Here is an 18,900-nt window from a genome sequence, read left to right as displayed (position 1 = left end):
TATGAAAGAAAACCTCAAAAATTTTGATATTATTATAATTGGAGGCGGTTTGGCGGGTTTGTGCAACGCAATTCACTTATCTAAATTTGATAAAAAAGTGCTATTAATTGAGAAAAACAACTATCCAAAACATAAAGTATGTGGTGAATACATTTCTAATGAAGTCTTGCCATATTTAGAGTTTCTTGATATTAATCCTTTTAATTTCGGTGCGGTAAAGATTGATAGGTTCGAGCTTTCGACAACTAAAGGTAATTTGATTTCAGCAAAATTACCTCTGGGAGGGTTCGGAATTTCTCGTTACAAGCTCGATTTCGAGTTGTCAAAAAAAGCAATAAAAAATGGCGTAACCATATTAAAAGACATTGTTCTTAATGTTGATTTCTCCAATGATTCTTTTCTAGTACAAACGAAAGAAAATAAAAAATATACATCAAAAATTACAATTGGAGCATTCGGTAAAAGAAGTGTCTTAGATGTAAAAATGAACCGTAATTTTATTCAAAAAAAATCACCTTATTTAGGGGTGAAAATTCATGTAAAAGGAAATTTTCCAGAAGATTTAGTAGCGCTTCATAATTTTAAAGGAGGATATTGTGGTGTTTCTAAAGTAGAAAATAACGCGATTAATTTGTGTTATATCACCAACTTTTTATCGTTTAAAAAATATAAAAACATTGATGATTTCCAACAAAAAGTTGTTTTTCAAAATCATTTTTTAAAAGAGATATTCAATGGCTCTGAAGCTATTTTTGAAAAACCATTAACGATAAGTCAGATTTCTTTTGTAACTAAAAATCCAGTAGAAAATCATATTTTAATGTGTGGTGATTCTGCAGGAATGATTCACCCTTTGTGTGGAAACGGAATGAGCATGGCAATTCAATCTGCGCAAATGGCGTCTAAATTGATTCTAAATTACTTTAATGGGGAGTTGAATTCGAGAAATGAACTTGAAAAGCAATATATTAGAGACTGGAACAGAAAATTTAGTTTTCGTTTAAAAACAGGTCATTTTATTGCAATGTTGTTTAGAAAAGATAAGATTGCAGCTGTTTTGCTACAAGTTTTAAAGAAATTACCTTTTTTGTTGCCAATAATTATAAAACAGACACACGGAAAATTAATGAAAATTTAATGGATTTCTTTATAAATACAAAATACAGAACAGACAAAGAGGAGTTAATGGATGATTTTTCTATCGGTGGAGATTTGTTAAGAGATACATTAGATAAATTAGAAAATATAAACCGTTGGTTAGGCGGTAATCTAGTAACCTTAAATTCATTGAAGAAAATTTTAAAAAACCATCCAAAAGAACAGGAGTTAAAGATTGTAGATATTGGTTGTGGTCATGGAGATATTTTGCGAGACGTAGCTAAGTTTGGCAGAAAAAATGGTTACAATATGAAGTTGTTAGGAATCGATGCAAACCCAACTGCGATAGAATATGCAGATGAATTATCGACCGAATTTCATGAATTAAGCTTTACAACCGAAGATATTTTTTCTATGGAATTTAAAAAAAGGAAATTTGATGTTGTTTTAGCAACACTATTTCTTCATCATTTTAAAGAAGAGGAGCTGGTTTCTTTTTTGGGAAACACATTAAAACAAACGAAAATAGGAATTGTAGTTAACGATTTACACAGACATAAATTAGCATATTATTTATTTATGATATTATCCCTTTTTATTAAAAATAAAATGATTATTGAAGATGGTTTAACTTCTGTTTTAAGAGGATTTAAGCGAAAAGATTTGGTTAAAATTTCTGAACAATTAAGTATAAAACCACAAATTTCATGGAAATGGGCTTTCCGTTATCAGTGGACACTAATAAGAACAAAGTTTTGATTTAGACATTTAAAAAAGATCAAAACTTTTGAATTTCAAAGGAGAAAATAATTGTGACAAAAAAATAATATGAAAGTAAAAATAACATCAGTTGCAAAACAGCTGCCAAAATATTTTAGAGAAACAAAAGATATCATTCCGTTTGTAAAACACTGGATGCAAAATCAAGAGACTCGTTTTCAGCGAAAAGTAATTAAACTTTTTGAAGGAGCTGGCGTTGATAAGCGCTATTCAATTATGGATCCTGAAGAAGTTTTTATAGCAACTTCTTTTGAGGAAAAAAACAATATTTATGCACGAGAGGTTGTAAAATTAGGAGAACAATCGTTAAAAAAAGCATTGGAAAAAGCAAACTTAAAAGCTATTGATTTGGATTTTATTATTACAGTAAGTTGCACGGGGATTATGATTCCTTCGATGGATGCATATTTAATAAATTCCTTAGAAATGAAGCAAGATATTGTGCGTTTACCAGTCACAGAAATGGGTTGTGCAGCAGGGGTCTCTGGCATTATTTATGCAAAGAATTTTTTAAAATCAAACCCAAATAAAAGAGCCGTTGTTGTTGCGGTTGAAGCACCAACGGCAACGTTTCAATTAGACGATTATTCAATGACAAATATTGTAAGTGCTGCCATTTTTGGTGATGGCGCTTCTAGTGTGATTTTGTCTTCATATGAAGAGGATAAAGGGCCAGAAATAATAGACGAAGCTATGTATCATTTTTACGATGCTACAGAAATGATGGGTTTTAACCTTGTAAATACCGGTTTGCAGATGATTTTAGATAAGGAGGTTCCACAGAAAATATCAGATCACTTCCCGGCCATTGTGCACCCTTTTTTAGAAAGAAATAACCTAACAATTGAGAATATCAATCATTTGATTTTTCACCCTGGAGGGAAAAAAATAGTGCAAACCGTAGAAGACTTATTTGGAGTTCTAGGTAAAAATATAGATGACACAAAAGAAGTGCTTCGTTTGTATGGAAACATGTCTAGCGCAACTGTTTTGTATGTTTTAGAGCGGTTTATGGATAGAGATCCAGCAAAAGGAGAAAGAGGTTTAATGTTGAGCTTTGGTCCAGGTTTTTCTGCACAAAGAATTTTGTTAGAATGGTAAGAGAATTTCAAAATAAAAATTATTGGGCACTAATTTTAGGTGGATCAAGTGGCTTGGGTCTGGCAACTGCAAAAAAGTTAGCCAAACACGGTATGAATATTTGTGTTGTTCATAGAAACTCAAGAGCTCAAAAACAAGAGATTGAAAAACACTTTAATGAAATTCGAAGTGAAAATATTGAATTTATTTCTCACAATTTTGATGCTTTAAATGTTGAAAAAAGAGAGGGATTTATACTAGAATTTATAGAAAAATTAAGAGGAAAGGGCACAATAAAAACGCTGGTTCACTCTATTGCAAAAGGCAACTTAAAACCTATGTTTTCTGAAGAAAAACAGGTTTTAAAAAATGACGATTTCCAAATTACTATTAATGCAATGGCTATTAGTTTGTATGATTGGTTTCAGGCAATATTCGATAAAAAATTATTTGCAGATGACGCAAGGATTATCAGCTTTACGAGCGAAGGAAATTCGAAACCTTGGAAAAATTATGCAGCAGTTTCTGCGGCAAAAGTTACGTTAGAAGCTATATCTAGAAATATTGCTATAGAATTTGCTCAATTCGGAGTTAGAGCAAATTGTATTCAAGCTGGCGTAACAGATACAGCTTCTTTAAATATGATACCTAATAGCGAAACGATAAAACAGCACACATTAAAAAGAAATCCTTTTCGGAAACTAACAACCCCGGAAGATGTTGCAAATGTGGTATATTTATTAAGTAAAGACGAAGCTTCGTGGATTAATGGAACGATTATAAAAGTTGATGGAGGGGAAAGTTTAAATTAAAAATGGACAAGAAAAAGATTATACAGTATTTACCTTATACGAAGCCTTTTTTGTTTGTCGATGAAATTATGCATGTTTCAGAAAATGGAGTTTCCGGAAATTACACATTTAAAGAAAAAGAGTTTTTTTACGAAGGTCATTTTAAACACAACCCAGTAACACCAGGTGTAATTTTAACAGAGACGATGGCGCAAATTGGTTTAGTGTGTTTAGGTGTTTTTTTATTAAAAGAAGAGATTTCATTAGAGGTAAAACCTCAAATAGCATTAACTTCAAATCAAATTGATTTCTTTTTACCTGTATACCCCAATGAAAAAGTAAAGGTTGTTTCAGAAAAAGAATATTTTAGATTTAATAAATTAAAATGTGCAGTAAAAATGTACAATGAAAAGGACGAATTGGTTTGTAGAGGAACTATTTCAGGAATGGTTGTAGCAAAAGAAATACTCAAGTAAATTCATAAAAAGATACTGAAATGAATTCAGCGCAAAAGAAAAATAGAGTTGTTATTTCGGGTTTAGGAGTTGTCGCTCCGAATGGAGTTTGTATAGAAGCGTTTACAAAAGCCATAAAATCTGGAACCTCTGGAATTTCGTTTCATCAAGAATTAAAAGACAAAGGTTTTTCCTGCTGTATTGGTGGAATTCCGGAAGTGTCAGAAGAAAAAAAGTTAGAATATTTAACACCTTTGCAGTTAAGAGGTTTTAATAGTACCAGTATTTTATATGGCTGTATGGCCGGGATTGATGCCTGGAAAGATGCTGGTTTTTCAATAGATGAAAACTCAATTTTAGATTACGATTCAGGATTAATTTTTGGTACAGGAACCTCAGGAATCGAGAAGTTTAGAGAATCGATTTATAAAATTGATGAGCAAAAAGTGAGGCGCTTAGGAAGTACATCTGTCGTGCAAACCATGGCTAGTGGGATTTCAGCCTATTTAGGCGGAATTTTAGGTTTTGGCAATCAGGTGACTACAAATTCATCAGCCTGTACAACCGGAACAGAAGCGTTATTATTGGGTTTTGAACGCATAAAAAATGGGAAAGCGAAACGAATGTTAGTGGGTAGCTCTAGTGACAGTAGTTTATACACTTGGGGTGGTTTTGATGCGATGCGGGTAACGACGTATAAGCACAATGAAACCCCTGAGAAAGGTTCTAGACCTATGAGCGAAACAGCGTCAGGGTTTGTGCCTGGAAGCGGGGCAGGAGCTCTAGTCTTAGAGTCTTTAGAAAGTGCTTTAGAAAGAAAAGCCACTATTTATGCAGAAGTTTTAGGAGGAAACATCAATTCTGGGGGACAAAGAAAAGGCGGAACGTTAACGGCCCCAAATTCAGAAGCTGTTCAGAAATGCATTACAGATGCATTGCTCGACTCAGGAATATCTTCAACAGAAATAGATGTGATAAACGGTCATTTAACCGCTACATCAAAAGATGCCTTAGAAATAGAAAACTGGAGTAATGCGCTACAAAGAAAAGGATCGGATTTTCCTTATATAAATTCCTTAAAGTCAATGGTTGGTCATTGTTTGGCAGGTGCAGGAGCTATTGAATCTGTCGCTTCTGTTTTGCAGATTAAAGAACAGTTTATATTTCCAAATATTAATTGTGAAGACATTCATTCTGAAATATCTGAATTGATCGACGCTCAAAAGATTCCGATGAAAATGATAGAAAAAGACATTCATATTGTTGCAAAAGCAAGTTTTGGTTTTGGTGATGTAAATGCTTGTGTTATCTTTAAAAAATATATTTAGAAAAAATGATAAAGGAAGAATTAATTATAAAATTAAAAGCGATTGTAAAACCCTATATTCAAGATGAAGAAGCTTTTAAAAACTTAACAGAGGAAACAGATTTTATTAGTGATTTAAAAATAAATTCAGCTAATTTGGTAGATGTTGTTTTAGATGTAGAAGATGAATTTAATATAGAAATAGATAATGATTCTATGGAGAAAATGCTTTCTGTAAAAGCGGCTATAGAAATTATAGAACAAAAGTTGTCAGCGTAATGATTGGTAATGATATTGTTGATCTAAAATTAGCAAAAAATCAAAGTAATTGGCAACGTAAAGGATTTTTAGAAAAACAGTTTACTGAAGAAGAGCAAAAAACTATCTTGAACTCTAATGATCCATTTTCTCAAGTTTGGTTGTTTTGGAGCATGAAGGAGGCTGCTTATAAATGTTATACTCAACGGTATAAAAAACGGTTTTTTGGGCCTAAAAAATTCATTTGTAAAATGATTTCAAAAACTTTAGGATATATTTCAATTGATCGAGAAGTTTACTTTTCAACGACAATAATTACAGAAAACTATATACATACAATTGCGTCGGAAAGGAAAGAAGTTAGTTTTGATTTTAGCTTCGTCACCTTTGATCATAAAACCGATCAAACAACATTTTTAAACAATAGTATACTAGCCTTTTTTTCTGGAGCAGATACTGTTCAAAAAGATAAATTTGGAATTCCGTTCTTATATAATCAACAAAGAAAAATCCCTGTTTCTCTTTCAACATCTCATCATGGAAATTTTGGAGGGTTTGTAATTTTAAAAAACCAATGGACATAAAACATGAACTTTTTAAACATTGTAAATCGTTTGTGAATAAGCGTGTACAAACAGTTGAAGAAATCATTTCATCTAACCAAAAAGCATTGCATTCAGAAACAAAGAGCTCGGCAGGAGATAAGCACGAAACGGGAAGGGCAATGTTGCAGTTAGAAATGGAAAAAGCCAGTCAACAGTTGGAAGGCATTTCTAAAATGAATGAAATTTTATCTAAAATTGACTTCTCAAAAGAATCAAAAAAGGCACATTTAGGGAGTCTTATTTTTACAGAGAAAGCCAATTATTTTTTGAGTATTTCTGCTGGACAAATAATAGTTGATCGTCAAAAATATTTTGCAGTTTCTGTTTCTTCACCAATAGGAAAACTACTGTTAGGAAAAAGTGAAAATGAACTGATTTCTTTTAACGGTGTGAACCAGAATATTTTAAAAATTTTTTAAAACAACTTTTCTTATTGCGAAATTATATTACCAGTTTTACTCAATGAGCAAACAAATTTTTTTACCAGTTTTTATCTTTGAGAAATAATTTAGAAACACTTTTTCATTTTCAAATTCAGCTTCAATCAACCAGTAAGAACCTTTAAAATATGAATTTATAACGGTTGCATTTTTTTCAGATTTTTCAACTATTTTTATTTGATGTGGATATCGTAAAACACTTTGACGACCAACAGTAACTTCATTAACGTCATCAAATAGAGCGGCAACATATTTTTCTTTTGGATCTTTATAGATCTCTAAAGGATGGTTATTTACAAGTATTTTATTGTTTCTGATAACGAGTAATTTATCAGCAAAGGAAAGTGCATCATTTTTATCATGAGTAGCAACAATACAGGTAATGTTTTTATTTTTTAAATAGGCAAATAAATTTCTTCGTAAAGAGTTTTTTTTAAAGTTGTCTATTTGTCCAAAAGGTTCATCTAATAATAATAATTCAGGCTCTTTTGCTAAGGCCCTAGCAATCGCGACTCTTTGTTTTTGACCACCACTTAAGTTTTTTACTTTGGTATTTTCAAAAGCTTTCATTTCTATTACTTCTAGCAATTCTTGCGTACGTTTTTCACTTTCTTCAGGATAAAAACGAGATAAGAATTTTTTTATATTTTCAGAGACAGAAATGTAAGGCATCAAATCAAAATCTTGCGCAACATATTTAAAGAAATTCATTCCTGGAACCAAATGAAATTTAGGGCCTAAAACTTCATTTTCTTTCCAAAAGATATTCCCACTGTTTAAATTTAATAAACCATAAATTGCTTTTAAAAGAGTAGATTTTCCGCAACCACTTTCACCCATTACACAAAGATGTTCTCCTTCTTTTAAGGTGAAGCTAAACTTTTTTAAAACAATTTTATTTTTTGAGTACCCAAAAGAGATGTTGTTTACGACAAGCATAGATGTTTATAAGTAACGGTTATACCAACTATCTTCAATGGCAATTTCCCAGTAATTTTCTAAGTCTTCTTTATTGTTTATCAAATTGTCAAAAATGATGGTTTTTGCAGTAACAGCTTTATTTTTAACTAGCTTCTTAAAGTCTTTTAATTCTTTGTATTGTACATATTCACCCTGTTTAAAGCAAACGTTCATTTTGTCTAAAAGATTAACTTTGTACGTTTCTTGAAGTTGTAAAATAAAAGAAACAGAAGTATCAATATCTGCATTTGTTAAAGTTGTTTCCGAATCATCTGCAACTAAAATGATGAATCTATTGTATAAAAAGCGGTAAGAAACTTTGAAGTTTTCATCCTCTAATTTCCAGTTTTCTGCAAATTTTTTTATTTTCTTTTCTATTTCATCAATTTCTGTGGAGTAAAATTTTCTATCAGAAGGATAAACCCAAACTTTAGCATCATTAGAAATTGATGTATAATCTACAAACATATTACAACTTTTAGTTGTGCAAATATACAGAAAGAAAAACCGCAAACTTGAAATCAAATTTGCAGTTTTAAAAAGTATTTTTAAAATTTCACAACTCTTTTGCCAACGTGTTTTTAAGTATATTCACAAAATCTTCCTGGGTGCTTTTCCCTTTATTTTTATTATACCAAACTTGTAAATCTTGCTTAAAATCAGCATCTAAACTTCCGTGTTCAGCTTTATAGGCTGCTACCATATTTGTTGCCACAGTTGGTCTTGGCCCCCAAGTATTTATGACATTACTCTCTTTATCTAAAACAATTAATTTAGGGATTGCGCTACCACCATTTGTTAAAAATAAATCCATTAACGCTAAGTTTTCATCACGTAAAACCAATTTTAAATCAATCTGATCATTTAACTCAGCCATTTTATTGATTACGGGTAAATTCTGAGCCGCATCTCCGCACCAACCTTCAGTAATAACCAACCAAGTTTGGGGCTCTTTTACTTTTTGAATTTCTTCAACAATTTCCTCAGCAATTTTAATCGTTTTATCTAAACGTTTCATCCTTCTATCGTTTAACAAACTATAGTTTGTTAAATCTTCCGATTGATTTGGTCCTGTAGATTTATTTTCTGCTAATAAATTTTTTACTAAATCTTTATATTCTTTGTAAGAAATAGCATTTTCTAAACTTTTTTCAACGATTTTCTTCATAACTTTTAAACTAAAATCTCTAAATTAGACGGGAAAAAAAATAAAACTTACACGGTATTATCTTTAACTAATTCTAAAATTTATTCTACCCATTAAATTACGTATTTTTACAAGATTAATTTTTTACAATTTGAAATATTTTTTATTTTTTTTAATGTTTGTTATCTTTTTTTCTTGTAATGGAAAGAAAAAGCAGAATCTGCAGAAACAAGATGTAAAACCCCTTTTAAGTGTTGTTAAAGAATATGGTGTTGCCGAAAAAGTAGATACACTATTTCTAAAAGAGGTGGAAGATTGGGCAGAATTAAAAGCAGTTGATAATTTTTTATTAAGGTTTAAAAAAGTTTCACCAAATGAGGTTTTAAGTAATGCTCTTGAATTAGAAGGTTTAGTAAAGTCTTTAAAAGATAGCGTAAAACCAGTATTATTTGATGTTCCTTCTTTTATTGTAAGGGTTCATATTTTACATAATGAAACTTTAAGACTGTCAGATATGACATTTATTCCTGCAATTAATGCCGCAGAAGTGAATTTACAAACAGAGAAAATTATTAGCGCTTTTTCTGGAGTAAATTCTAAAGTGAATACAATTTTGTCAAAAAAACGTTTTGAAGACGCAATTGATGTCGATTTAAATTTTATTGGTTTAGATTCCACAAAAATTGATAGTATTTCTAAAAAAGCCATTAATTTAAAATTAAAAGAGAACTTACAAAATCAATTAGTAAAAAGACTAAAATGAAAAATATAATAGCATTATTATTGATAGTTTTAATTTCTGTTTCATGTCAAAATGAATCAAAAAAAATTTCTAATTTAGAACTCGATTCAATAAAAAAAGAAATAAATAAAATAGTAAATAGTTGGCATAAAGCTGCCGCAGAAGCTAATTTTGAAGGTTATTTTGGTTTAATGGATAGTGTTTCTGTATTTATAGGGACGGATGCTTCAGAAAACTGGAATAAAAACAAATTTCAAGCTTTTAGTAAACCTTATTTTGATAAAGGAAAAGCATGGGATTTTGAAACTTTAGAACGCAATATCTATGTAAATTCTTCTGGGGAATTTGTTTGGTTTGATGAACTTTTAAGGACTTGGATGGGAACTTGCAGAGGTTCAGGTGTTTTAGAAAAAATAGAAAATAGCTGGAAAATTAAACATTATGTTTTATCAGTTTCAATACCAAATGAGGATATTAATAGGGTGATTACGATTAAGAAAAAAAATGATTCTATATTTTTAAAGAAGTTTAATTAAGAAAGAATCTCATTTACAGTTTTGAAAATTAAATCATTTTCAAAACCTTTTCTCATTAAAAAATCTATTAATTTTTTCTTTCTCTTGTAAACATTTGGCTCAGAAATCACTTCATTTCTGTTTTCGGTAATGCTGTATAATGTTTTTAAGTATTCTGTTTCATCAATTTCTTTAAGAGCTGTTTTGATATTGTAAGCAGAAATATCTCTAAATTTTAATTCTCTAACAATCCGTTGTTTTCCCCAGTTTTTTATTCTGAATTTTCCGCGAGCATAACTTTTAGAAAAGCGTTCTTCATTTAAAAAATCATCTTTCATTAAACTTAATAAAATGAGTTCTTTAGCCTCTGGAATTAAATTAAATTCCCACATTTTTTGCTCCACTTCTTTGTGACATCGATCTTGATAAGCGCAGTAATGTTCTAGCTTTCGCTTTATTTCATCAACTGTAAAGTATTTTTTCTCTTTTTTAAACATTATTTCGAAAATACAAAAAGGGTTGAAATCTTAATAATTTCAACCCTTTTTATTATAGAATTAATTTGCTTACTGAACTTGTTCATCCAATTTCAAAGAAAGTCGATCATTAGTTTTTAATTGTCCTTTAATTCTCATTTTTAACTTCGTAATTAAAAAGAATAAAATTGGAACTACAATTAGCGTTAGGAACGTGGCAATGAACAAACCATAAATAACTGTCTTTGCTAACGGACCCCAAAACACAACGTTATCTCCTCCCATGTAAATATTGGCATCAAAATCACTAAACAGGGTAAAGAAGTTAACATTTAAACCAATTGCTAATGGAATTAATCCTAAAATAGTGGTAATTGCTGTCAATAAAACCGGCCGTAAACGAGCTTTTCCCGCCTTAACAACCGTTTCAAATAAGCTTTCTAGCGGTAAATAGTCAGAATCAGAAATACCGTCTTGTATTTTTCTTCTGTCAATTAATAGCTGTGCATAATCTAGCAATACTACTCCGTTATTTACTACAATTCCGGCTAGAGAAATAATACCAACCATGGTCATCATAATTACAAATGGTGCACCTGTAATTACTAACCCACCAAAAACCCCAATGAAACTTAAAAATATGGCCAACATAATAATCCCTGGTTTTGAAACGGAATTAAATTGGAAAATCAGGATAAAGAAAATCAATAGTAAACCAGTAAAGAAAGCACCCATTAAGAAAGTCATTTGTTTATTTTGCTCTTCAATTTGACCTGTATAATCAATTTTAATTCCTTTCGGTAAATCTTTAAAACTTTTCATTGAATTTTGAATTCTAGCGACAACTGCACCAGCATCTGTTTCTCCTGGTGAAAGGGCAGAATAAACAGTCACAACTCTTTTCACGTTTTTGTGTTTTATAGCACTAAAACTAGAGCTGTTAGTTTGAGAAGCAACTGCAGAAACGGGAATTTCTTTAATTTTACCAGAAGCTTGATCTCTAAACGTTATTTTTTGATTGAAAACTGCACTCTTATTGTAACGATCCTCTTTGTTAAATCGGACATAAATATCATAATCTTCACCGTTTTCTTTATATACTCCAGCTTTATTTCCAAAAATAGAGGCTCTTAATTGTTGTCCAACTTGCCCCGTGCTAACACCTAATTCCCCCGCTTTTTTTCTATCAACCAAAACTTGCATTCCAGGTTTCGATTTATTTACATCGATCTTTAATTCATCAACTCCGGAAATACTTTGCGTATTCAAATAATCACGCATTCTTTCTGCTGTAAAAATTAATTCTTCATAATTTTCACCATTTAATTCGATGTTGATTGGCGATCCTGCTGGTGGCCCATTTGCATCTTTTTCAACCGAAATTAAAACTCCTGGATAAATACCAACCAAAGCCGCTTGAACTTTTTGGCGTAAAACTTCACTGTCTTCTCCTCGTCTATATTTATACTCGCGCATGGAAGCAGTAATTTTTCCTTTGTGAGGCATTTCTGCAGAAGAACCGCCATCTGTTTGTGGATTCCCAGCGCCTTCACCAACTTGAGAAACAGTACTTTCTACCATGAAATTATACCCATTATCTCTGTACATTTTTTGATTTAAAACACCATCTACTTTTTGTTCTATCTCTTTGGTTATTTGATTTGTTTTCTCAATATCTGTTCCCTGAGGATACTCGATATACACAATAATCTGATTAGGTTTGTTGTCCGGAAAAAACTCAATTTTAGTTCTTTGCTCTCCGATAGACCATCCAAAACCAGCAAAAGCAAAAAATAATAAAATAAAGGTTCCTGTAACTAAAACGTAAGGCGTTCGGCCAGATAGAGCTTTTTTTAGTTGTTTTCCATACCAGTTTTCTAATGACACTAAAGTATTTTTTTGGAAATAATTTGCTGCTTTTCTCAAAATTAATCTGTACATCCAAAACATAATTGCGGTGAATATAATTAAGCTTCCTAGAGCATTATATTCGCCACCAAAGAAGAAAATTAACAAACCAATAACTAACATAATACTAGTTAACTTGATAATGTTTTTAAGCGGCATATCGTTATCCTCAATACTCATAAACTGAGAAACCAATACCGAGTTAAAGAAGATAGCAACGAATAAAGAAGAGCCTAAAACAATAGACAACGTAATTGGTAAAATTACCATAAACTGGCCCATAATTCCTGGCCAAAGACCTAATGGAATAAATGCTGCTACCGTTGTTGCTGTTGAAATAATAATAGGGAATGCAATTTCTCCAATTCCTTTTTTAGCAGCTTCAATTCTAGTCATTCCTTCTTCGTCCATTAAACGATATACGTTTTCAACTACTACAATTCCATTATCAACGAGCATTCCAAGTCCCATAATTAAACCAAAAAGAACCATGGTATTTAAAGTGTAACCTAATGCACCCAAAATCATTAAAGACATAAACATTGACATTGGAATGGCAAAACCAACAAAAATTGCATTTTTAAATCCGAGGAAAAACATTAAAACAATTACTACTAAAATGACTCCGAAAATAATATTGTTTACCAGATCATCTACTTGACCAATTGTTTTAGGAGATTGATCATTTGCAATCGTTACTTTTAAATCTGAAGGAAAAGTATTCTTTTTAGTTTCTTTTACAATCTTGCCAATTTTATCTGCGGCAGCAACCATATTCTCACCAGATCTCTTCTTTACATCTAACATAACAACAGCATCACCATTTTCTCTGGCGTATGTTGTTTTATCTTTATCTTTAAAGAAAACTTCTGCAACATCTTTTAAATAAATTGGGTTTCCCTTTTCTGCTTTAATAACAAAATCCCCTAAATCTGATGGTGTCTCTATTTCACCAATAATTCGGATGGTTCTTCTTTGCTGACTTGTAATAAAGTTACCAGCAGACATGGTTATATTTCCACGATTGATAGCATTTGTAATATCATCGAAACTAACTTTTGCTGCCATCATTTTGAAAATATCTACAGCAACTTCTACTTCTTTATCTTGCGCTCCACGAATATCTACTTTCTTAATTTCTGCTAAATCTTCAATTTCATTTTGTAAGATTTCTCCAAATTCTTTCAATTTTGCAACCGGATAGTTACCAGAAATATTAATGTTTAGAATTGGCACTTCTTCAGAAATGCTCAGTTCGAAAACATTTGGGGTTACCTTTGCTCCGTTAAATGTTGGCCAATCTTCGCCAGCAGTCTCTTCGTCTATTTCATCTTTTACTTTCTGTTTTGCTTTGTCTCCAGCAATTTTTTCATCAAATTCTACGGTAATTATAGAGTAATCTTCTTGAGAGGTTGAGGTAATCTTTACAACATTACTAATAGATTTTAGCTTGTCCTCTAAAGGGTTGGTAATTAGTTTTTCAATATCTTCTGCAGTATTTCCCGGGTATACAGAACTGATGTAAATCTTAGTTTCATTTATTTCAGGAAAATTTTCTCTAGGCATTGTAAAATAAGCGGAAATTCCTAAATAAAGAATCAGAAACATCAGAACATAAATAGTAGTTTTATTATTTATTGCCCAAGAAGAAAGTTTAAATTCTTTATCTACTTGTTTGTTTTTTTTAGCCATTTTTTTACTATTTATTAATCACTTTTACAACTTGACCATTATTTACGCTTCTTGCACCTTCCATGATAACCTCTGCATTTTCGGAAAGATTTTTAGTAACTTCAATCATGTCTCCTTGTGTTTTTCCTGTTTCAATAATTAGTCTTGCTGCAACAGCTTCATTGTTCGGTTTTTTATCCTTAAGAACATAAATAAATTGTTCTCCTTTTGCGTTTTCTGAAATTATGCTTTGCGGAATTAATATAGCTTTCATTTTTGTATAGTCATTAATTTGAAGTTTTGCCGTCAAGTTTGGTTTTACATTTCCACTTTTATTTGCAACGGTAACTTCAATTTTAAATGACCTATTATTAGGATTGATAAAACTACCTACTTGTTTTATTTGACTAATGAGTGTTTCTCCTAAAACAGGAAATGCTACTTTAACCTCTTTATTTTTAGTGATGCTAGCAATGTATTTTTCAGGCACTTCAGCTTCAACATACATGTTTTTGAGATTCACAATTCTAAAAACTTCAGAGCCTTGACCTGGAGCGATAACGGTTCCTGGTTCTTTTAAGACATCATCAATCACTCCAGAAAAAGGTGCCCTTATGGATGCTTTCGATTGCTGACTTTTTAGTTGTTGTAGAGAGTTTCTTTGAGCCTCGTAATTTGTTTTTGTTTGTAAAAACTGAATTTCAGAACCAATTTTTTCTTCCCACAAACGCTTTTGACGCTCGAAAGTTGTTTTTGCTAATTGAGTCGTTGCCTCTAATTGTGCAACCTGATTGCTTAATCCACCATCATCAATCACTGCCAGCAATTGTCCTTTAGAAACCCTTTGACCTTCTTTTATTAATATTTTTCGTAAAATTCCAGGTATTTCTGGATACACCAAAATATTCTGTTTTGTTTTAACGTTTCCTTGTATTTCTAAATAGTGGTTAAAAACTTCGGTTTTTGTAGTAAAAGTTGTTATTAAAGGAAGTTTTTTAACCGTATCTTTTTTAGAAATTGCTCTATTTATAGCTTCTAAATCTTTATTTATAGACTCTAAATTAGATGCTATTTCTTTCTTTTTTTCTTTTAGCTCGGTTAAAGTTCCTGTAGAAACTAAACTCTCTATAGAGATTATTTTTTTCTCTCCACAAGAGATTAAAATAACTGTTATTATGAATAATGAATATATTTTTCTCATTGCCTGATAATTATTTAATTGGTAAGTTTAATGCGTTTTCTAATGTTGCTTTTTTAGCAATTACATCCAACATAGATTGTATGTAGGTTTGTTGTTGATTGTATAATTGGTTTTGTGCTTGTAACAAATCGAAACTAGACGATATTCCTTCAAAGAATTTAATACGTTGTTTCTTCTCTATTCTTTCTGCTAAACCAACATTTCTCTTTGAAGTGTTATAATTTTCTATACTTAGTTGATATTCACTTTTTGCTTTTTCTGCCATTAAACTTAAACGTTGCTTTGTCTCTTTTAATCGAATATCAGAATTTTCTAATGCAATTTTTGCTTGTGCTGTTTTAGATTTTCGTGAGAAACTGCTAAAAACAGGAATATTTAAACTTACACCTAAAAGAGAGGAGCCGAACCATTGCTGATTATTATTGAAAAATGAAAAAGAATCTGAAAATGCTTGTCTACCGTAATTAACAAAGGCACTTAAACTTGGTAAAGCTTTGCTTTGTTCTAACTTCATCATTAATCTTTTTGTTTCTCTGTCATTCTCAGAAATTTTAAAATCTATGTGATCAGAGAAGTTAAATTCTGAATTAATTAAATCTAAATTGATATTATTTTCTGCTAAACCATCTAAAGAATCAGTTAAAATTAGTTTTGTGTTTATAGGACTTCCTAAAGAAAGGTTTAACATTTGATAAGCGATGCCTTTCATCCTTTTGACACTATTCAGCTGACTTTTTATATTCCCTAAAGTAATTTCTAATTGCTCTACGTCTTCTTCTTCATTAAATCCGTTTTCATATATTTTTTTAGCATCTTCATAATTTTTTTGAAGAATTTTAATATTACTTTCTAAAATAGAAATACTGTTTTCGGTCACTAATACATTTCCGTATGCATTAACAACAGCCTCTCTTGTAAGAAGAGCTGTTTTTTCATTGGCTTGTTTAGAAACTTTTAAAAATGTTCTTGAAGCTTGCAAGCCTACTAAGTAAGACCCATCAAAGATTAATTGCGTTAAAGTAACGGAGGCATTCAAGTTTTGTTTTGTGCCAAAAACGACAGGTATAAACCCATCAGGGGCTTCTGGACTGGTTTGTCTCGTAATATCAAAGAAATCTTCTACAGTTTCTACTACGGACTCCCTGTTATCAAATGCAGCAGCGGGTAATAAAGAAACGGGTTGTTTTAAAAAGTTTTGGTAATCTACTTTTGCATTGATCTGCGGTAAACCAATAGCCGTTGTTTCCCAAACAATTTCTTTAGCAGATTTAATGTCGTTTTTTGCTGCTTTTGCATTGTAACTATTTTCAAGAGCAAAATTAATAGCTTCTTGTAGAGATAGTTGCATCGTTTTTTCTTGTGCGCTGGTTGCTAAGAAAAAACAAGTACTTAAGCATATTAAAATTAATTTTTTCATTCTGTTTTATTTCAGTTTTAATTGATTTTCTAGTATTTTAACTCCTTTGTCTGTAATAATTCCTCTTAAATGGTATTCTAAATAAAGACTGGTTAACGTATTCATAGAATATTTTTTTAATGGAAATATCTGTTGATCTTTAATACCAAGTATTCCACTAAAATAAATTCTACTAATAAAATCAACATCAATAGAGCTTCTAAATAAGCCCAATTGTACCCCTCTTTCTAAATTATCCTGAATAGTGGTTCGCATTATTAGAATTTGTTTTTGTTTTAAAGAGGTATATATTTCTGGATAATATTTTTGAAGTTGATATAAAGGTGATGATTTTTCGTCCTTTAAATGTTCTGTTACCACACGTTTGATATGAAACAATTCGTCAATCGGGTTTAATTCTTGAGCACATATAGTATCTATACTACAACAAATAGTGTTAAACATATATTCGGTAACTGCATCAATTAAAGCCGTTTTATTGCTAAAATACTTGTAAAGCGTCTTTTTAGAAACACCAAGAGAACTTGCAATTTCATCCATTGTAACACTCTTAAAGCCAAGGTTTAAGAATAGTTCATTTGATTTTTCTAATATTTTGTTTCTCATAAATTAGATGCAAATATAGCCACGGAAACTGTGGGTACAAAAATAGTTTCCATAGTTTTAATGATTTTTTAACATTTAGATTAAAAAGAAATTTCTTTACAGTATTTTTACAAAAAACTTTAGACTTGGACATTTTACATTATCAACAAGAATTTTTAAACTACTTGCAATCTAAAAAATGGATTAAAGATCCTAAAAATTTATACGAGCCAATAGATTATATTTTGCATTTAGGCGGTAAAAGAATGCGCCCTATTTTAACCTTAATGGCTGCAGATATTTTTTCTTCTAATTATAAAAAAGCACTACCCGCAGCTTTGGCAGTCGAGATATTTCATAATTTTACTTTGGTACATGACGATATTATGGATGATGCGCCTCTTAGAAGAGGAAAAGCAACCGTTCATGAAAAATGGGATATTAGCACAGGAATACTCTCTGGTGATGCAATGCTTATTTTAGCATATCAATATTTTGAAAATTATGAGCCTATAATTTTTCAGAAATTAGCAAAGTTATTTAGTAAAACTGCATTAGAGGTTTGTGATGGACAGCAATTAGATGTTGATTTTGAAACAAGAAAAGATGTTACTATTGATGAATATATAAATATGATTCGTTTAAAAACATCAGTTTTGGTTGCTGCTGCATTAAAAATGGGCGCAATTGTAGCAGAAACAAATGAACTAGATGCTAATTTAATTTATGATTTTGGATTGAATTTAGGCTTGGCTTTTCAGTTACAAGATGATTATTTAGATACTTTTGGAGATGCAGCAACTTTTGGAAAGCAAATAGGAGGTGATATTATTGAGAATAAAAAAACATATCTATACCTCAAAGCATTAGAAGTGGCTAATGAAGAAGATAAACAAAAACTGTTGTTTTTTTATCAGCAGAAATTAGAAGATAATTCTATTAAAATTGCAGAAGTAACTCGAATTTTCGAGTTAAATGATATGCCCGTTTTAATCAAAGATAAAATAGAAAATTATACAGAAAAGGCATTTAATACCTTATCAAAAATGTCTATTAGCCAAGAAAACAAAGAAAACCTTAAGAACTTTGGTTTGTGGCTAATGAATAGAACCGTGTAATTATTATTTAATTTTATTTGCAAATAATTTAAAATTAATGTTACATTTGCACCCTAAATTATAGGTCCTATAGCTCAGTTGGTTAGAGCACCTGACTCATAATCAGGTGGTCCGAGGTTCGAGTCCTCGTGGGACCACATTAAAACAAAGGGTTTGCAGCATTTCAGCTTCAGGTCCTTTTTTTATTTACATAAAATTTGCATTTTATCTCTTATAAATGTGACCCCTTTCTGTTTTTTTTTGAAAAAGTATAATTCTCTCTTATAGGCTATTCACAAGGCTTTTAATGTCTAGTGATTTAAGCCCATACCCCAACTTTTTTTCTTAAAGCTGGTAGAAGATTTGAG

The 18,900-nt window shown here is 30.9% G+C and carries 20 protein-coding genes and 1 tRNA gene; 13 read left to right on the top strand and 8 right to left on the bottom strand.

What is annotated here, in order from left to right; all coding sequences use genetic code 11:
* Nucleotide 1 precedes the first annotated feature (1 nt).
* The 9 genes from BLT88_RS00525 (at nucleotide 2) to BLT88_RS00485 (ending at nucleotide 6,792) form a co-directional block, all read left to right on the top strand.
* Nucleotides 2–1,138, top strand: a complete 1,137-nt coding sequence (locus BLT88_RS00525) for an NAD(P)/FAD-dependent oxidoreductase (RefSeq protein ID WP_091952290.1) — start codon at nucleotides 2–4, stop codon at nucleotides 1,136–1,138.
* Complete coding sequence (locus tag BLT88_RS00520; protein WP_036784640.1) at nucleotides 1,138–1,857, top strand: methyltransferase domain-containing protein; 720 nt, start codon at nucleotides 1,138–1,140, stop codon at nucleotides 1,855–1,857. The genes BLT88_RS00525 and BLT88_RS00520 overlap by 1 nt, the downstream gene beginning before the upstream one ends.
* Nucleotides 1,858–1,926: 69 nt before the next feature.
* Nucleotides 1,927–2,979, top strand: coding sequence for a type III polyketide synthase (locus BLT88_RS00515; RefSeq protein WP_036784643.1), 1,053 nt, complete (start codon nucleotides 1,927–1,929; stop codon nucleotides 2,977–2,979).
* Nucleotides 2,973–3,770, top strand: a complete 798-nt coding sequence (locus BLT88_RS00510) for an SDR family oxidoreductase (protein ID WP_091952288.1) — start codon at nucleotides 2,973–2,975, stop codon at nucleotides 3,768–3,770. Before BLT88_RS00515 ends, BLT88_RS00510 begins: the two co-directional genes overlap by 7 nt.
* 2 nt (nucleotides 3,771–3,772) lie before the next feature.
* Entirely contained in the window at nucleotides 3,773–4,225 is a 453-nt protein-coding gene (locus BLT88_RS00505) for a 3-hydroxyacyl-ACP dehydratase FabZ family protein (RefSeq protein WP_091952286.1), read from the top strand.
* Between the two features lie 20 nt (nucleotides 4,226–4,245).
* On the top strand, nucleotides 4,246–5,532 hold the full coding sequence (locus BLT88_RS00500; RefSeq protein WP_091952284.1) for a beta-ketoacyl synthase: 1,287 nt from the start codon (nucleotides 4,246–4,248) through the stop codon (nucleotides 5,530–5,532).
* Between the two features lie 5 nt (nucleotides 5,533–5,537).
* A complete protein-coding gene (locus BLT88_RS00495; RefSeq protein ID WP_091952282.1) occupies nucleotides 5,538–5,789 on the top strand; it encodes an acyl carrier protein in 252 nt (83 codons plus the stop codon).
* On the top strand, nucleotides 5,789–6,352 hold the full coding sequence (locus BLT88_RS00490; protein WP_091952281.1) for a 4'-phosphopantetheinyl transferase superfamily protein: 564 nt from the start codon (nucleotides 5,789–5,791) through the stop codon (nucleotides 6,350–6,352). Before BLT88_RS00495 ends, BLT88_RS00490 begins: the two co-directional genes overlap by 1 nt.
* The gene (locus BLT88_RS00485) at nucleotides 6,343–6,792 is read left to right on the top strand and encodes a 3-oxoacyl-ACP synthase (protein WP_091952279.1); all 450 of its coding nucleotides are present in this window, start codon (nucleotides 6,343–6,345) and stop codon (nucleotides 6,790–6,792) included. Before BLT88_RS00490 ends, BLT88_RS00485 begins: the two co-directional genes overlap by 10 nt.
* A 36-nt stretch (nucleotides 6,793–6,828) precedes the next feature.
* On the opposite strand, the gene BLT88_RS00480 is transcribed toward BLT88_RS00485, so the two are convergent.
* The 3 genes from BLT88_RS00480 to BLT88_RS00470 form a co-directional block, all read right to left on the bottom strand.
* Nucleotides 6,829–7,752, bottom strand: a complete 924-nt coding sequence (locus tag BLT88_RS00480; RefSeq protein WP_091952278.1) for an ABC transporter ATP-binding protein — start codon at nucleotides 7,750–7,752, stop codon at nucleotides 6,829–6,831.
* Nucleotides 7,753–7,758: 6 nt separating this feature from the next.
* A complete protein-coding gene (locus tag BLT88_RS00475) occupies nucleotides 7,759–8,241 on the bottom strand; it encodes a hypothetical protein (protein ID WP_036784661.1) in 483 nt (160 codons plus the stop codon).
* Between the two features lie 88 nt (nucleotides 8,242–8,329).
* Nucleotides 8,330–8,941 (bottom strand): thioredoxin family protein, encoded by a 612-nt coding sequence (locus BLT88_RS00470; RefSeq protein WP_091952276.1) that lies wholly within the window; start codon nucleotides 8,939–8,941, stop codon nucleotides 8,330–8,332.
* Nucleotides 8,942–9,095: 154 nt separating this feature from the next.
* Between BLT88_RS00470 and BLT88_RS00465 the strand changes: the two genes are divergently transcribed.
* Entirely contained in the window at nucleotides 9,096–9,683 is a 588-nt protein-coding gene (locus BLT88_RS00465; RefSeq protein ID WP_091952274.1) for a hypothetical protein, read from the top strand.
* Entirely contained in the window at nucleotides 9,680–10,198 is a 519-nt protein-coding gene (locus tag BLT88_RS00460; protein WP_091952273.1) for a nuclear transport factor 2 family protein, read from the top strand. Before BLT88_RS00465 ends, BLT88_RS00460 begins: the two co-directional genes overlap by 4 nt.
* On the opposite strand, the gene BLT88_RS00455 is transcribed toward BLT88_RS00460, so the two are convergent.
* The 5 genes from BLT88_RS00455 to BLT88_RS00435 form a co-directional block, all read right to left on the bottom strand.
* Nucleotides 10,195–10,674 (bottom strand): regulatory protein RecX, encoded by a 480-nt coding sequence (locus BLT88_RS00455; protein ID WP_036784668.1) that lies wholly within the window; start codon nucleotides 10,672–10,674, stop codon nucleotides 10,195–10,197. The two genes, BLT88_RS00460 and BLT88_RS00455, sit on opposite strands and share 4 nt — an antisense overlap.
* A 69-nt stretch (nucleotides 10,675–10,743) precedes the next feature.
* Nucleotides 10,744–14,253: an efflux RND transporter permease subunit gene (locus BLT88_RS00450; RefSeq protein WP_091952271.1), complete on the bottom strand. Its 3,510-nt coding sequence runs from the start codon at nucleotides 14,251–14,253 to the stop codon at nucleotides 10,744–10,746.
* A 7-nt stretch (nucleotides 14,254–14,260) separates the two neighbouring features.
* Nucleotides 14,261–15,433, bottom strand: coding sequence for an efflux RND transporter periplasmic adaptor subunit (locus tag BLT88_RS00445; protein ID WP_091952269.1), 1,173 nt, complete (start codon nucleotides 15,431–15,433; stop codon nucleotides 14,261–14,263).
* A gap of 10 nt (nucleotides 15,434–15,443) precedes the next feature.
* Nucleotides 15,444–16,850, bottom strand: coding sequence for a TolC family protein (locus BLT88_RS00440; RefSeq protein WP_091952268.1), 1,407 nt, complete (start codon nucleotides 16,848–16,850; stop codon nucleotides 15,444–15,446).
* Nucleotides 16,851–16,856: 6 nt separating this feature from the next.
* Nucleotides 16,857–17,456 (bottom strand): TetR/AcrR family transcriptional regulator, encoded by a 600-nt coding sequence (locus tag BLT88_RS00435; RefSeq protein ID WP_091952266.1) that lies wholly within the window; start codon nucleotides 17,454–17,456, stop codon nucleotides 16,857–16,859.
* Nucleotides 17,457–17,581: 125 nt separating this feature from the next.
* On the opposite strand from BLT88_RS00435, the gene BLT88_RS00430 reads away from it, so the two are divergent.
* Both BLT88_RS00430 and BLT88_RS00425 read left to right on the top strand, forming a co-directional pair.
* Nucleotides 17,582–18,553 carry a polyprenyl synthetase family protein gene (locus BLT88_RS00430; RefSeq protein ID WP_091952259.1) on the top strand — a complete coding sequence of 324 codons (972 nt, stop codon included), beginning with the start codon at nucleotides 17,582–17,584 and terminating at the stop codon, nucleotides 18,551–18,553.
* A 63-nt stretch (nucleotides 18,554–18,616) separates the two neighbouring features.
* Nucleotides 18,617–18,690 (top strand) — tRNA-Ile (locus tag BLT88_RS00425).
* Nucleotides 18,691–18,900: the final 210 nt, after the last annotated feature.

This window comes from Polaribacter sp. Hel1_33_78, from assembly GCF_900106075.1.
Lineage (GTDB): Bacteria > Bacteroidota > Bacteroidia > Flavobacteriales > Flavobacteriaceae > Polaribacter.
The sequence above is the reverse complement of the archived record's forward strand: the minus strand, read 5'-3'. Positions and strand labels throughout refer to the sequence as shown.